At 68.8% G+C, this 14,830-nt stretch carries 12 protein-coding genes; 7 read left to right on the top strand and 5 right to left on the bottom strand.

Features of this window, described 5'->3' with window-relative positions:
- Window positions 1–169: 169 nt before the first annotated feature.
- The 3 genes from Q9K23_RS17645 to Q9K23_RS17635 all read right to left on the bottom strand — a co-directional run bounded on the left by Q9K23_RS17645 (window position 170) and on the right by Q9K23_RS17635 (window position 4,742).
- The gene (locus Q9K23_RS17645; protein ID WP_053776741.1) at window positions 170–1,093 is read right to left on the bottom strand and encodes an SGNH/GDSL hydrolase family protein; all 924 of its coding nucleotides are present in this window, start codon (window positions 1,091–1,093) and stop codon (window positions 170–172) included.
- A 13-nt stretch (window positions 1,094–1,106) separates the two neighbouring features.
- Window positions 1,107–2,000, bottom strand: a complete 894-nt coding sequence (locus Q9K23_RS17640; protein ID WP_020791519.1) for an enoyl-CoA hydratase-related protein — start codon at window positions 1,998–2,000, stop codon at window positions 1,107–1,109.
- Window positions 2,001–2,195: 195 nt separating this feature from the next.
- Entirely contained in the window at window positions 2,196–4,742 is a 2,547-nt protein-coding gene (locus Q9K23_RS17635) for an ATP-dependent Clp protease ATP-binding subunit (protein ID WP_020791520.1), read from the bottom strand.
- Window positions 4,743–5,136: 394 nt separating this feature from the next.
- Between Q9K23_RS17635 and Q9K23_RS17630 the strand changes: the two genes are divergently transcribed.
- From Q9K23_RS17630 to Q9K23_RS17620, 3 genes are all read left to right on the top strand, one after another.
- A complete protein-coding gene (locus tag Q9K23_RS17630; RefSeq protein WP_053776740.1) occupies window positions 5,137–5,982 on the top strand; it encodes an alpha/beta hydrolase in 846 nt (281 codons plus the stop codon).
- A gap of 183 nt (window positions 5,983–6,165) precedes the next feature.
- Complete coding sequence (locus Q9K23_RS17625; protein WP_348533965.1) at window positions 6,166–6,666, top strand: RNA polymerase sigma factor; 501 nt, start codon at window positions 6,166–6,168, stop codon at window positions 6,664–6,666.
- Complete coding sequence (locus Q9K23_RS17620) at window positions 6,663–7,982, top strand: VOC family protein (protein ID WP_053776739.1); 1,320 nt, start codon at window positions 6,663–6,665, stop codon at window positions 7,980–7,982. The genes Q9K23_RS17625 and Q9K23_RS17620 overlap by 4 nt, the downstream gene beginning before the upstream one ends.
- Window positions 7,983–7,998: 16 nt before the next feature.
- Here the strand turns inward: Q9K23_RS17620 and Q9K23_RS17615 are convergent, their stop codons facing one another.
- The gene (locus Q9K23_RS17615; RefSeq protein WP_020793050.1) at window positions 7,999–8,442 is read right to left on the bottom strand and encodes a helix-turn-helix domain-containing protein; all 444 of its coding nucleotides are present in this window, start codon (window positions 8,440–8,442) and stop codon (window positions 7,999–8,001) included.
- Between the two features lie 137 nt (window positions 8,443–8,579).
- Here Q9K23_RS17615 and Q9K23_RS17610 point away from each other — a divergent pair, with 137 nt between their 5' ends.
- The 4 genes from Q9K23_RS17610 to Q9K23_RS17595 all read left to right on the top strand — a co-directional run bounded on the left by Q9K23_RS17610 (window position 8,580) and on the right by Q9K23_RS17595 (window position 12,751).
- Window positions 8,580–9,437, top strand: coding sequence for an NmrA family NAD(P)-binding protein (locus Q9K23_RS17610; RefSeq protein WP_053776738.1), 858 nt, complete (start codon window positions 8,580–8,582; stop codon window positions 9,435–9,437).
- Between the two features lie 123 nt (window positions 9,438–9,560).
- The gene (locus Q9K23_RS17605; RefSeq protein WP_152972664.1) at window positions 9,561–10,886 is read left to right on the top strand and encodes a hypothetical protein; all 1,326 of its coding nucleotides are present in this window, start codon (window positions 9,561–9,563) and stop codon (window positions 10,884–10,886) included.
- Window positions 10,887–11,126: 240 nt separating this feature from the next.
- The gene (locus tag Q9K23_RS17600) at window positions 11,127–11,936 is read left to right on the top strand and encodes a lytic murein transglycosylase (protein ID WP_053776736.1); all 810 of its coding nucleotides are present in this window, start codon (window positions 11,127–11,129) and stop codon (window positions 11,934–11,936) included.
- Window positions 11,937–12,049: 113 nt separating this feature from the next.
- On the top strand, window positions 12,050–12,751 hold the full coding sequence (locus Q9K23_RS17595) for a S1 family peptidase (RefSeq protein ID WP_020790269.1): 702 nt from the start codon (window positions 12,050–12,052) through the stop codon (window positions 12,749–12,751).
- A 777-nt stretch (window positions 12,752–13,528) separates the two neighbouring features.
- On the opposite strand, the gene Q9K23_RS17590 is transcribed toward Q9K23_RS17595, so the two are convergent.
- Window positions 13,529–14,827 (bottom strand): M18 family aminopeptidase, encoded by a 1,299-nt coding sequence (locus Q9K23_RS17590; protein WP_020790257.1) that lies wholly within the window; start codon window positions 14,825–14,827, stop codon window positions 13,529–13,531.
- Between the last annotated feature and the right edge of the window lie 3 nt (window positions 14,828–14,830).

Genomic DNA, 14,830 nt, shown 5'->3' with positions numbered 1-14,830 from the left:
TCGAACACCGGAGCGTCACGCCACGTCACCAGCGCTGCTCATCGGCTCGAACACCGGGGCGCCACGCCACGTCACCAGCGCTGCTCATCGGCTCGAACACCGGGGCGCCACGCCTCGTCGCTACGCTCCTCGTCGGCTCAATCACCGGAGCGTGTCGCTACGCTCCGTCTCAGCGCAGGGCGTCGATGACCAGACTCGCGACACCCGATTTGCCGGCGTCGTTCGGGTGATACGGGATGGGGAGCTCGAAGCCGTTCAGCCAGGGGTCGGCCGAGCACACGGTGTGCCCGGTGGCCGCGGGCATCGTGCGCACCAGCTGCGATCCCGAGGCCTCGGCGGCGCGCGCGGTGGCCGCGGCGAGTTCGTCGTACACGCGGACGGTGGCGGCGAGTTCCTCCGGCTTCAGCGGCAGCAACGAGCACGCACGCTCCCCGGCGAGGACGACCGGCGGATAGTCGACGAACACGACGCGCGCATGCGGGGCGCGGGCCTTGACCGCCAGCGCCGTCTCGTACATCGCCCACTCGGCCTCGGCGAAGCGCTCCGGGCCCGGTTCGGCGATCGGATGACCGAGCGCGCAGGTGCGGGCGGCGACCTCCTTGGCCACCGCCGGTGTCACGTTGCGGCAGCTCATCGCGAGCAGACGTTGCACATAGCCGACGTCGTTGCCGCCGGTGGTGATGGTGACCAGCGATGTGTCGGGGGTGACGGCGTCGATCTGCGGTCGTGCGGTGAAGCGTTGGGGTACCGACAGGATGTTGCGTGTGGTGGCACCCGAACAGGTCGCATCGATCAGCGTCATGCCCAGTGCGCCGGCCACCTGGTGCGGGTAGTTGTCGGAGGTACGCAGGCACCGATTCGACAGCGACTCCGGCCCGTCCGGACCGGCGGCATACGAACTGCCCAGTGCCACATACTTCGCCGGGGGCGGCGCCGGTGTGCTCGGCAGTTCGTCGTGCTGGGATGCGGCGACGGTGGACACCGGGCCGGCGACGGCATGCTGCACGCTCGCGCTCCCGGGGAGTACGACGACGGCCGCGACGGCCAGTGCAGCGAGGGCCGTCGCGCCACGATAGAAGAGTGCGCGCGACATAACCGTCCCAGTCTCACATATCCGGGTGCGCCGGGGACGGATCCCCGGTGTCGGGTCCACCACGTGTTGGCTCCAGCTCCACTCCGAAGATCTCGGGCAGGTCGGCCGAGACGGTGTCGGTGAACACCGGGTCGCGCTTGTCGAGGAACGCCGTCACCCCCTCGGCCACGTCGGGCATGGTGCCGCGGAAGTAGATCGCCGCCGAGTCGGCACGGTGTGCGTCCCACGGGCTCGGCGCTCCGGCCATCTGCCACAACAGTTGTCGGGTCAGCGCCACCGACACCGCAGCGGTCCCGCGGGTCATCTCACGGGCGGTCGCGATCGCCGTCGGCAGCACCTGCTCGGGCGGCACCACCTGCTGCACCAGTCCTGCCTCGAGTGCCTCCGACGCCGGGACCATCTGTCCGCCCATCGTCCAGCGCAGCGCTGTCGGCAGCCCGACCAGACGCGGCAGGAACCAGCTCGAGCAGGCCTCGGGGACCAGTCCCCGGCGGGTGAAGACGAAGCCGAATCGGGCGTTCTCGGAGGCGATCCGGGCATCGGCGGGCAGGGTCATGGTGACACCGACACCAGCCGACGGACCGTTGATCGCCATCACCACCGGTTTGAGGGATTCGAAGATGCGCAGGGTCAGGCGGCCACCCTCGTCGCGCGGCACACCACCATCGGAGTCGAGCTCGAAGGTGGACGCGCCGGCACCCAGGTCGGCACCGGCACAGAATGCTCGTCCGGCCCCGGTGAACACCACGGCGCGCACCGCGTCGTCGGCGTCGATCTCGTCGAGTGCGGTGCGGATCTCCGCACCCATCTCGGTGGTGAAGGCGTTGAGCCGATCCGGGCGGTTCAGGGTGATGATCGCGATCTCGTCGTCACGGTCGACGCTGATGACCCGTCCGGTGTCTGCCATCGATGCTCCTCTGCCACAAGCGGTTCTCGGACTCGATGGTAACCACCGTCACATCCGCCCCGATCATCGCGGCAACCCGGCAACCCGACGTCCGGCACCGACCGGGCGCGGAGATCGGCAGACCCTTTCCACACCGAGACGCCCGCCGCATCCGGGTGGATGCGGCGGGCGTCGTCGGGTCAATCAGGTTGTCCGTCAGCCCACGTCGGCGCTGCCGTCACCGGCCTTGCTGAGCTCGACCGGTGCGTCGGGCACCTCGCGCGGCTTCTCCGAGCCGACGAAGGTGAACTTGGCGCCGTCACCGTCGCCCTCGCCGTCCCAGTCCTCGACGTCGACCAGCACGATCTGACCGGGGGTCAGCTCGTTGAACAGGATCTTCTCGGAGAGCTGATCCTCGATCTCACGCTGGATGGTGCGACGCAGCGGACGGGCGCCGAGCACCGGATCGAAGCCGCGCCGCGCGAGCAGCGCCTTGGCCTTCTCGGTGAGCTCGATGTCCATGTCCTTGTTCTTCAACTGCTTCTCGACACGGGCGATCATCAGATCGACCATCTCGATGATCTCGTCCTTCGTGAGCTGGTGGAACACGATGACGTCGTCGATACGGTTGAGGAACTCGGGCCGGAAGTGCTTCTTGAGCTCGTCGTTGACCTTGAGCTTCATCCGCTCGTAGTTCGACTGCGTGTCGTCGCCCTTGCTGAAGCCCAGTCCCACGGCCTTCGAGATGTCGGAGGTACCGAGGTTCGAGGTGAAGATCAGGACGGTGTTCTTGAAGTCCACCGTGCGGCCCTGACCGTCGGTCAGGCGACCGTCCTCGAGGACCTGCAACAGGGTGTTGTAGATCTCCGAGTGGGCCTTCTCGATCTCGTCGAACAGCACCACCGAGAACGGCTTGCGGCGCACCTTCTCGGTGAGCTGGCCGCCCTCTTCGTAACCGACGTACCCGGGAGGGGCACCGAACAGACGCGACGCGGTGAAGCGGTCGTGGAACTCGCCCATGTCGATCTGGATGAGCGCGTCGTCCTCGCCGAACAGGAAGTTGGCGAGTGCCTTGGACAGCTCGGTCTTACCGACACCGGACGGGCCGGCGAAGATGAACGAGCCGGACGGGCGACGCGGGTCCTTCAGACCGGCGCGGGTGCGGCGGATGGCCTTGGAGACGGCCTTGACCGCGTCCTCCTGGCCGATGATCCGCTTGTGCAGCTCCTCCTCCATACGGAGCAGACGGGTGGTCTCCTCCTCGGTGAGCTTGAACACGGGGATACCGGTCCAGTTGCCGAGCACCTCGGCGATCTGCTCGTCGTCGACCTCGGCCACGATGTCCAGATCACCACTGCGCCACTGCTTTTCACGCTCAGCGCGCTCGGCGACGAGCTGCTTCTCCTTGTCGCGCAGCCCGGCGGCCTTCTCGAAGTCCTGCGCGTCTATCGCGGACTCCTTCTCCTTGCGGGCGTCGGCGATCCGCTCGTCGAACTCGCGCAGGTCTGGCGGCGCGGTCATCCGGCGGATGCGCATGCGCGCGCCGGCCTCGTCGATCAGGTCGATCGCCTTGTCCGGCAGGAACCGGTCGTTGATGTAACGGTCGGCGAGGGTGGCCGCCGCGACGAGTGCACCGTCGGTGATGGACACGCGGTGGTGGCTCTCGTACCGGTCGCGCAGACCCTTGAGGATCTCGATGGTGTGCTCCACCGACGGCTCGCCCACCTGCACCGGCTGGAAGCGGCGCTCGAGGGCGGCGTCCTTCTCGATGTACTTGCGGTACTCGTCGAGGGTGGTGGCACCGATGGTCTGCAGCTCGCCACGGGCCAGCTTCGGCTTGAGGATGCTCGCGGCGTCGATCGCGCCCTCGGCGGCACCTGCGCCGACGAGCGTGTGCAGCTCGTCGATGAACAGGATGATGTCGCCGCGGGTGTTGATCTCCTTGAGTACCTTCTTCAGGCGCTCCTCGAAGTCACCGCGGTAGCGGCTGCCCGCGACCAGCGAACCGAGGTCGAGGGTGTAGAGCTGCTTGTCCTTGAGCGTCTCGGGGACCTGGCCGTTGACGATGGCCTGTGCGAGGCCCTCGACGACGGCGGTCTTGCCGACGCCCGGCTCACCGATCAGCACCGGGTTGTTCTTGGTGCGTCGAGACAGCACCTGCATGACCCGTTCGATCTCTTTTTCCCGGCCGATGACCGGGTCGAGTTTGCCCTCGGCCGCGGCGGCGGTCAGATTTCTGCCGAACTGGTCGAGGACCAGCGAGGTCGACGGGGTGCCCGCCTCGGTGGAGCGGCCACCGGTGCCGGCCTCCTGCGGCTCCTTGCCCTGGTACCCCGACAGCAGCTGGATGACCTGCTGGCGGACCCGGTTGAGGTCGGCGCCGAGCTTGACCAGCACCTGTGCGGCCACGCCCTCGCCCTCGCGGATGAGGCCGAGCAGGATGTGCTCGGTGCCGATGTAGTTGTGGCCGAGCTGCAGCGCCTCGCGCAGAGACAGCTCGAGGACCTTCTTGGCCCGAGGGGTGAACGGGATGTGCCCGCTCGGTGCCTGCTGGCCCTGACCGATGATCTCCTCGACCTGGCTGCGAACACCTTCCAGGGAGATGCCGAGCGACTCGAGTGCCTTCGCGGCGACACCCTCACCCTCGTGGATCAGGCCGAGCAGGATGTGCTCGGTGCCGATGTAGTTGTGGTTGAGCATCCGCGCCTCTTCTTGGGCGAGCACGACAACCCGTCGAGCGCGGTCGGTGAACCGTTCGAACATTGTTCTCCCTCATTTCGCTGTCGCCCAGGTCGTCATGCTCTCCCGGTGCCCCGGGAACCGGACCACGATGGCGACCATCGTGGCGGTGTCGGGTACACGACGACCGTCCTGCTTCCACTCTAGTGGTCGCATGGAGTGCACCTACAGTTAACGCCCGCCCCGGTTGTGGGTGAATCGGGGGACGTTCGGGCATCGAGATGTACAACAGCCCAGCGTCCGGGCCTGTTCCGGGTTCGCTACGCCGTGAGCGAACGGGCACGTCGGGGGCCGCAGGACCCTGTTTTCGCGTCGTCCACCGGCAGGATGGGTCGATTCGTGGACTTCTGCGCGAACCGTCCGTAGCTTTCGTGACGAGCGTTCGTCAGTGACCGGGATCAGACCATCGGAGTCCACCATGGGTTCACCACTCGTCGCCCACCTTCGGACCGGGACCGTCGAGTACCGCGTCACCGGCCCCGAGTCGTCGCCGCACCCGCCGGTGCTGTTCGTGCACGGCGTGGCGGTCGACGGACGGATGTGGGAACCGGTCGCCGCCCTGCTCGCCGCCGCCGGATATCGCAGCGTGCTCCCGACCCTGCCGCTCGGCGCCCACCACATCCCGTGGGGTCCGGCGCACGACCGCTCCCCGCGCGGGGCGGCGGCACTCGTGCGCGAGCTGGTCACCGAACTCGGACTCACCGACGCCACCCTCGTCGGCTGTGACACCGGTGGCGCCATCTGCCAGTTCGCCCTCGACGCCGACCCGGACTTCGTCGGCCGGGTGGTGTTCACCAACTGCGACGCCTTCGACCAGTTCCCGCCGCAGCCGTTCCGGCTGATCTTCGCCCTGCTCCGTCGACGGCGGCTGCTCCGTCCGCTGATCGCCGGCCCCATGCAGGTGCGCGCCCTGCGCCACTCCCCGATCTGCCTGGGTCTGCTCGTGACGAACCCCGACGCCGAGTACACCCGCTCGGTGTTCGAGCCGCTGCGCACCGACCCCGCGATCCGCGACGACTTCGTCGCCTTCCTCGACGCGATCGACCGCACCGAACTGGCCGGCACCACTCCCCGGCTGTCCCGGCTGACCATCCCGGTGTCGGTGGTGTGGGGCGCCGACGACAAGGCCTTCCGGCCGGAGCTGGGCCGTCGCCTCGCCGCCGTCTTCGGCCAGGCGACGTTCACCGCGGTGCCCGGTGCACGCACCTTTGTCGCACTCGATCGGCCGCAGGCCGTCGTCGACGCCGTCGTGGCCGGTGCCTAGACCCGCCGATCCCGAACCCGGCCGGCAGCGGCGCCGAAATATTTTCTGCCCGACCCGCGTCGGGTTCCCGCGTCCGGGAACGACAATGACGGTGTGAGCGGCCCAGAATCCGAAGGCACCGAGACCCGCGGCACGGGGGACGCCCCCGTGGGCCGCGGTGCGGGGGCTCGTGGCGGACAGGCCTTGTTGGATGTCTACGACGACGCCCTGCCCGCGGTGTTCGGCTATGTGTACCGCCGCTGTCCGGATCGTCGGGTCGCCGAGGACGTGACCTCGGAGACGTTCCTCGCCGCCCTGGACACGGTGCGGCGTGATCCGACCCTCACCCCCGGTGTCGCGTGGTTGATCGGGGTGGCCCGACACAAACTCGCCGACCACTGGCGCCGGGTCCAGCGCACCCCGGAACCGGTCGACGAACTCCCCGACCCACCGCCGGACGGTGACGAGTGGGACATCCACCTCGACCGGATACTCGCCCACCACACCCTCGCGCAGCTCACGCCCGTCCACCGGGCGGTGCTGACCCTGCGCTACGTCGACGATCTGCCGGTCGCCGAGTGCGCCGCCGCACTCGACCGCGGGGTGGGGGCCACCGAGGCACTGCTCACCCGGGCCAAGCGGGCCTTCCGCGCGGCCTACCCCGATCGGTCGGTCGGGATCGGCCGGGAAGGAGGTCGCGCATGAACCCGCACGACCGGACCGGCGCCGGTACACCGTACGACCCGTTCACCGCACTGCGCGCAACCGATTCCGCCCACCATCCCATCCCGCTGGCACCCGACCCCGACTTCGCCCGCCGACTGCGCGAGCGACTCGAACGCGGCGCCCGGCTACCCGAAGGAGTCATCGTGGACACCACCGCCCTCGAACACGAACTGTCCAGCACCGCAACCGAACCCGCTGCCACCACCCCGGTGGTCGAGCGGCCCGGCGCACTGCCGTATCTGGCCGTCGCCGACGGCCGGGCGGCGATCGACTGGTATGTCACCCACCTCGGCGCGCACCTGCGTGGTGAGCCGATCCTGATGGACGACAACCGGATCGGCCATGCCGAACTCGAGATGGGCGGTGGTGTGGTCTATCTCGCGCAGGAGTTCCCGGACATGGGGCTGCGCGCTCCGGCACCGGGGCATGTGTCGGTGAGCCTGATGCTGACGGTCGACGACACCGACTCGGTCCTCGACCGCGCACGCCGCGGCGATGCCATCGTCAGCCGTGAACCCTACGAGGCGCACGGCACCCGGACCGCGGTGATCGTCGACCCGTTCGGGCACCGGTGGATGCTCACCGGACCGATGCTGTCGGCCGCACCCGATCCGGATCGAATCCATGTGGGCGACATCGGATTCGTCTCCGTCCAGACCCACGACGTCACGCGGGCGGCACGCTTCTACGGCGCGGTCCTCGGGTGGGAGTTCGACGCCGGTACGCGGCGGGTGACCAATGCGGCGCATCCGCTGGCCATCGTCCACACCGACGGCCCGCAGACGGTGTTCTGCGCCTATGCCGTCGACGATCTCGACGCCACACGCACCGCCGTCGAACGGGCCGGAGGGCGTGCCGTCGACGATCCGCACGGACTCGACGCGATCGACGATCAGGGCGTCGAATTCGCCGTCTACACGCCGGAACCCGGTGACGAGCGGCCCGAGCAGCATCCCCGTGACGTCGGCGGCCTGTCGTATCTGACGGTGCACACCCCCGACTCGGCGCGGTTGCGCGCGTTCTATCGGGCGGTGCTCGGCTGGACGTTCCGCCCGGGCCGGATCGAGGACGGCTGGGAGGTCGACGACGTGCATCCGCAGATCGGGATCGCCGGCGGCGCAGACGAATCGGTGGCGGTGCCGATGTGGAATGTCACCGACGTCGACACCGCGGTCGAGCGGGTTCGCGCCGCGGGCGGGACCGTGATCGACGAGCCGTCGCGCCAACCCTATGGGGCGATCGCACTGTGTGCCGACGACCAGGGAGCCCGGTTCTACGTGGGCCAGCTGTTCTGACGACCCGCCGCCGCCCCTAGGGACGATCCCCGCGCGCGTCGTACTCCCGGCGCGCGTGGGAGACGTCGTCGACGCGCCCCTCGACGAGTTCGATGATGGCGGTCAGCCGTCCGGCCACGTCGGCGCCGAGGTCGGTGAGCGAGTACTCCACCTTGGGCGGGATGGACTGCAACACGGTTCGGGTCACGAATCCGTCGCGTTCGAGGGTGTGCAGGGTCTGCGACAGCATGCGCTCGCTGACACCGTCGACCCGTCGCCGCAGCGCACTGAAACGCAGTTCTCCCTCGGCCAGGGCGGCCAGGGCCAGTAGGCCCCACCGGCTCGTGACGTTCTGCAGGACATCGCGGGAGGCACAGTTGCGGGCGAAGACGTCGGCCTCGAGGGTGTCGGCGAACTCCGGCGTCAGACCATCGCCGGTTTCGGACGACGCGGGTTCGGAAGACGAGGACTCGGCGGACATGCCCGGATTCTATGCCACCTCTGGACGCAGTGCTACTGATTCCGTGCGTACGGCATCGCGATGGTTGCACTATACGAATAGTAAGTGCATGATTGCCGGGTAGCCGATTGTCGGCCCCACCGTTCGAGGAGGACACCATGACCACCTACGCCGTCACCGGAGCCACCGGAGCACTCGGCGGACTCGCCGTCGACGCCCTGATCGCCCGCGGGGTCGCACCCGCCGACATCGTCGCCGTCGTCCGTAACACGGCGAAGGCACGGTCCCTGCAGAGCGCAGGCGTCACCGTCCGCGTCGCCGACTACACCGACCCGGCCGCCCTCCAGACCGCGCTGACCGGCGTCGATCGCCTCCTGCTGGTGTCGAGCTCGGAGGTCGGACAGCGTCTTCCGCAGCATCGCAACGTCATCGACGCGGCCGTCACCGCCGGTGTGGGCCTGATCGCCTACACCAGCCTGCTGCGCGCCGACTCCACCCCGCTGGCACTGCGCGAGGAGCACCTGGGCACCGAGAAGCTGCTCGCCGCGTCGGGCATACCCACCGTCCTGCTGCGCAACGGCTGGTACTGGGAGAACTTCCTGTCCGGAGCGCAGGCCGCACTCGAGAGCGGGGTGCTCTACGGTGCGGGCGGTGACGGCAAGATCGCCGGCGCCGCGCGGGCCGACTATGCCGGGGCCGCCGCAGCCGCACTGGTGACCGCGACCGGCGGCGAGGTCTACGAGCTCGCCGGGTCCGAGCACCTCGACTATGCGGCGATCGCCGCCGCGATCACCGAGGCCACCGGCACCGCCGTGGCCTACCAGAACCTCACCGAGGCCGACTACGCCGCCGCGCTGGAGAAGTCCGGCATCCCGGCACAGTTCGCCGGATTCCTGGCCGGCACCGACACCGGGATCACCCAGGGCGCCCTCGACTCCGAGTCGACCGCCCTGCAGACCCTGGTCGGCCGGCCGTCGACGCCGCTCGTCGAGGTCCTGCGCACCGCACTCGCCTGATCGTCCCGACCCCCGGCCGCCGTCGTCGGAGAGCAACCCTCTCCGACGGCGGCGGCCGTCCGTCATGGGTCGGCGGCAGGTCGCACACCCGAAACGGCCGATCCCTTTGATTGACTGATGGCCATGCCCACCCGGTCCGGCCGCGTCCGATCCAGCCTCCACAGTCTCCGCGCACGCGTGCCCGGGATCGGCACCGTGGCGCTCGTCCTCGCGGCCGCCCTGATCGCGACCGCAGGCGGGGTGCTGGCGATCGGTAGCCCCGACCGCCCGTCGTCGGGATACACCGCCGGTCAGCTCCGCTCGTATCCGTCGACCCCCGACACCGCCTGGACGCTCTCGTCGCAGGACCTTCCCGACTACAGCTCCGACGCCGGGATCGAGGTGGCCGGCACACATGGGGATCGGTGGCTGATCTCCTATCCGTCCGGGATCGGACGCGCCTACCTGCTGATCGAGCGCGGATCGGGTCATCCGATATGGAAAGCCCCGCTCAAGGTCGGCACCGGCAGTTGTGCGATCACCGCCGACGGCGTGGTCGGCTGCGCCGTCGACGTGACCGCGCTGCCCGATGCCTTCTATCTGGTCGACGACGACGGCACCCCCACCCGTCCGACCCCACTCGACGACACCCATTCGGTGGTCGGCGTCGGATCGTCGTTCCTGCGGATCAACCAGTCCGGGTACCGGGTCACGATGCGCACCGTCGACGGCGACGAGGTGTGGTCCCGCTCGTTCGCGGCCACGGCATCGGCGCAGGTCACCGACAACGGGCTCCTGCAGATCTCGACCAACGACGCCACCGAGTTCCTCGTCGACCCGGCCACCGGACGCGACCTGCTGCACTGCTCACAGTGTTCGATCACCACCTATCCGACCGGGATCGCGGTCTCCCACGACGGACTCGACACCCGGGGGGTGGACACCTACGCGGTGAGCGACGGCACGCTGTCGCCGGAGCCGACGGCACGGTCGGCGGGGCTGCGGGTGGTGCCGGGTGCGTCCACGCTGCCGGTGCTCACCGCGACCGGACAGGCACAGATGGAGGCCACCCAGGGCGAGTACGAGATCCGTGATCCCGCGCAGGGCCGCGCGCTCTGGCAGATCACCGATCCCGAGCTGTCGAAGGCCAACACCCGCCCGTGCGGCGCCTATGTCGCCTTCGCGCTCAAGGACCGGTCGCGGGCAGTGTACGCGCTCGCCGACGGCAGCCATCTCGGCAACCTGCCCGAACCCGACGTCGAGTCACCGGACACCAACATCGACCAGTTGCGTTGTGTGGGGTCCACTGGCGGCTTGCTCGTCTTCGCGAACGGCGGACAGATCACGGCCTTCGATCCCGCGCGGGGCTCGGTCGCATGGGCGCAGCCGATCCTCGGCCGTGCCCGCGTCGTCGACGGGTTCGTCGTCCTCGAGCAGGGCACCACGCTGAGCATGCTGCGGCCGCACTGATCTGACCGATTCGAGCAGTTCAGAGGTACCGCAGTACCGCCATGTGGCCGGTCTCACAGTCACCGGACCGGCATCACCGATGACCTGCGATGCCGCAGCGACCACTCAGCCGGCTCCCAGGATTCGATAACGCCGCGATAACGGAACGGCAACGTTCACGTGTACCGTCGCCTGCGGTCCGGGTGCGCACCCATGTCCGACGCGCATCCACTCCGAGTTCCAGACATTGAGGTCGTTTCGTTGGGTAAGCATTCCAAACCCCGCATCCCGCTGCTGCAGCGCTCCCACCGCCCGCTGCTGGCCACCGCACTGGTCCCGCTCGTCGGCGTCGTCGCCGCGGCCGCAGCAGCCACCACCGATGACGGTGCCGGACCGAGCGTCGCCGCTCCCGCCGCCACCTCGTCGGTCACCGCCCAGCCGGTCGCACAGTCGTCCTCGTCGACGCCGGCCCCGGCATCCCCCACGGCGGTGACCCCGTCCCCGGTCGCACAGACCCAGACATCCGCTCCGCCGGCCGCAGACCCGCTCCCGGCGAGCGTCACCGCCGGCGACGTACCGGCGATCAACTACCGCGCCTACCGGGCGGCCGCCGACACCATCGCGCGCACCCAACCGACGTGCGGGATCGACTGGAAGCTCGTCGCCGGGATCGGCCGGGTGGAGTCCCACCATGCCAACAACGGCGACATCGCCGCGAACGGCGAGCTGAAGACCCCGATCTTCGGCCCCACCCTGGACGGCTCGCTGGCCGGCAACCAGGTGATCACCGACACCGACGGTGGCGCACTCGACGGCGACTCGGTGCACGACCGCGCCGTCGGCCCGATGCAGTTCATCCCGTCCACGTGGAAGAAGTACGCCGCCGACGGCAACGGGGACGGTGTGGCCGATCCGCAGAACATCTTCGACGCCGCACTCACCACCGCGCGCTACCTGTGCGACGGCCACCTGGACCTGCGGAATGTGGCGTCCCAGACCACCGCGGTGCTGCGCTACAACAACTCCATGACCTATGTGTCCGACGTTCTCGGCTACGCTCGCGGGTACTGAGCTCGACGGCGGGCGGCATCGTGTTCGGTGATCGACAGGCACGTCGGAGCCGCTAAGGTTGCCCAGGAGTTCATTATCGTGAACTACTTGAGGCCTCAACGGATCGGAGACACATGCGACGCCTTCTGCGGATCGCGATCCCACTCATCGGGTTGGCAGCACTGCTCATCCCGACCGGCACCGCCCAGGCCGCACCGCGCCTGGCGGTCGGCGGCGGCAGTGCCATCGTGATCGACGGCAAGGGTGCCTGCACCATGACCTCCGTCGGGCACGACCGCGCCGGACGCTTCGTCGGCATCACCGCGGGACACTGCGGCAACATCGGCTCACGCATCCAGCTCGAGAACAAGACCAGTGCCGGCACCATCGGCCGGGTCGTCGCCGTCGACAAGTCCGTCGACTACGCCGTGATCGCACTCGATTCGGCAAAGGTCTACGGGGCCCGCAACTTCGGCGGTTCGACGATCGCCCGCACCGGCACCTTCCCGGGTCAGGGCGCCACCGTCTGCAAGTCGGGACGCACCACCGGCCACACCTGCGGCCCGGTGCTGAGCCAGACCCGCAACATCGGCTTCGGCTATGTCTGTGGCGCACCAGGCGATTCCGGTGCGCCCGTGGTGCAGGGCAACCGCCTCGTCGGCATGCTGACCGGCGGCCAGTACGTCCGCATCCCGCTGACCAACTCCGAGATCGCCATCGCCTGCGCGCATCCCGCCATCCCGGTCTTCACCCCGATGGTCGCCACCAAGTGGGCCACCATCGCCGCCGCCCTCGACCGCAGCGGCGGCCCTGGCGCCGGGTTCCGCCCGATCTGACCAGACCCACCAACAGCACATCAGCCGTGCGGATCTCCGTGATCCGCACGGTTTTTTGCATCGAGGGGCCCGGCCGTCGCAACCTCCATGGCCGAGCGCACCAACGCGACCACCTCGCCGCTGGTCACCGCCCAAGGTAGGCTGCGGAGATTTCGACACGGGTCCTCGCGATGCTCGGTCCCGGCTCAATCACCAACGGCCAGAAGCCGGTTGAGCAGCAAACCTCTGCCGGCCGAGCACACCACGATGGTTGAGCCGACGAGGAGCGAAGCGACGAGACGTGTCGAAACCTCAGACAGCCGACATCACCAACGCAACCACCTCGGAAGTGGTCACCACCCAAAGTAGGCTGCGGAGATTTCGACACGGGTCCTCGCGATGCTCGGTCCCGGCTCAATCACCCACGGCCAGAGGCTGGTTGAACCGCAAACCTCCGATGGCCGACATCACCAACGCAACCACCTCGGAAGTGGTCACCACCCAAAGTGGGCTGCGGAGATTTCGACACGGGTCCTCGCGATGCTCGGTCCCGGCTCAATCACCAACGGCCAGAGGATGGTTGAGCAGCAAACCTCAGACGGCCGAGCACACCACGATGGTTGAGCCGACGAGGAGCGAAGCGACGAGACGTGTCGAAACCTCAGACGGCCGACATCACCAACGCGACCACCTCGGAAGTGGTCACCACCCAAACTAGGCTACGCAAATTTCGACACGGGTCCTCGCGATGCGGGCCCCGGCTCGATCGCCAACCGTCGCAACCGCCGGCCGATCAGATCAGCTGCTCAGGAACGCCTGTAGCGCAGCCGAATACATCGGGACGTCGGCGGCGCCCATCAACTCCCGCGCGCTGTGCATGGCCAGCTGCGGCGCACCGACGTCGATGGTCGTCAGGCCGGTGCGGGTGGCGGTGATCGGACCGATCGTGGAACCGCACGGCAGATCGGCACGATGGGTGTAACGCTGCATCGGGACCCCAGCGGTGTCGCAGGCGAGCGCGAAGATCGCCTCCCCCACCGCATCCGAGGCGTAGCGCAGGTTCTGGTTGACCTTGAGTACCGGCCCGCCGCCGATCGCGATGCGGTGCGACGGCTCGTGCCGATCCGGATAGTTGGGGTGGGTGGCGTGTGCCATGTCCCCCGACAGACAGATACTGGAGGCCATCGCCTGCAGGAAGTCCGAGCGATCTCCACCGCGCGCCAACACGATTCGCTCGAGGATCGTCGGCAGGAACTCCGACGCCGCGCCGCGCTCGGACCCGCTGCCGACCTCTTCGTGGTCGAACAGCGCCAGCACCCGGGTGTGGATCGACGGGGCACCGTCGAGCAGTGCCCTCAGTCCGGCGTAGCAGGTGCCCTGGTTGTCCAGCCGTGGCGCCGACAACAGATCCTCGTCGGCACCGAGCAGCCGCGACGGGGCGACGTCATGGGTCATCAGTTCCCAGCCGAGCAGGGCGCCGGGATCGATGCCCGCATACTCGGCGACCCAGTCGAGGACGCCGGGGACGTCGTCGCCGATCCCCCACAGTCCGTCGACATGACGTTGCGGGTCCAGGGTCACGCCCTTGCGGTCGGCGGAGAGGTGGATCGCCAACTGGGGCACCCGGACCACCGGCTCGGTGACGTGCACCAGCGTGTGCGCCACGGCGCCGCCGTCACGGTAGGCCAGCCGCCCCGACAACCCGAGATCACGGTCGAGCCAGGAGTTCAGCCACGCCCCGCCGTACGGTTCGAGCGCCACCATCGACACCCCGGCCGAGGTGCGGTCGGGATGCTGCTTGAGTCGCAGATTGGGGCTGTCGGTGTGCCCGCCCACTATGCGGAAGTCGTCGGCCTCACCGAGGTCGAAGGCGATGATCGACCCACCACGGATCACATAGAAGCTCCGCGGACCGCCGTTGCGGGCGGCCGCGAAAACCTCTGTGGCCCATTCATGTTCCTCGTGAAGTCGCTGATAGCCGGCCGCTTCGAGGGCGGCGGCCACCGTGACACACACGTGGAACGGCGACGGCGAGGCGTCGACGAACTCGCCGAGACCGGTCGCGGTGGCCGACGTCGGCAGCGTGGGGGTGCTCATCGG

Origin of the sequence: Gordonia sp. NB41Y, assembly GCF_030718915.1 — a bacterium.
Lineage (GTDB): Bacteria > Actinomycetota > Actinomycetes > Mycobacteriales > Mycobacteriaceae > Gordonia > Gordonia desulfuricans.
This window is presented reverse-complemented; position numbering and strand designations above follow the sequence as displayed.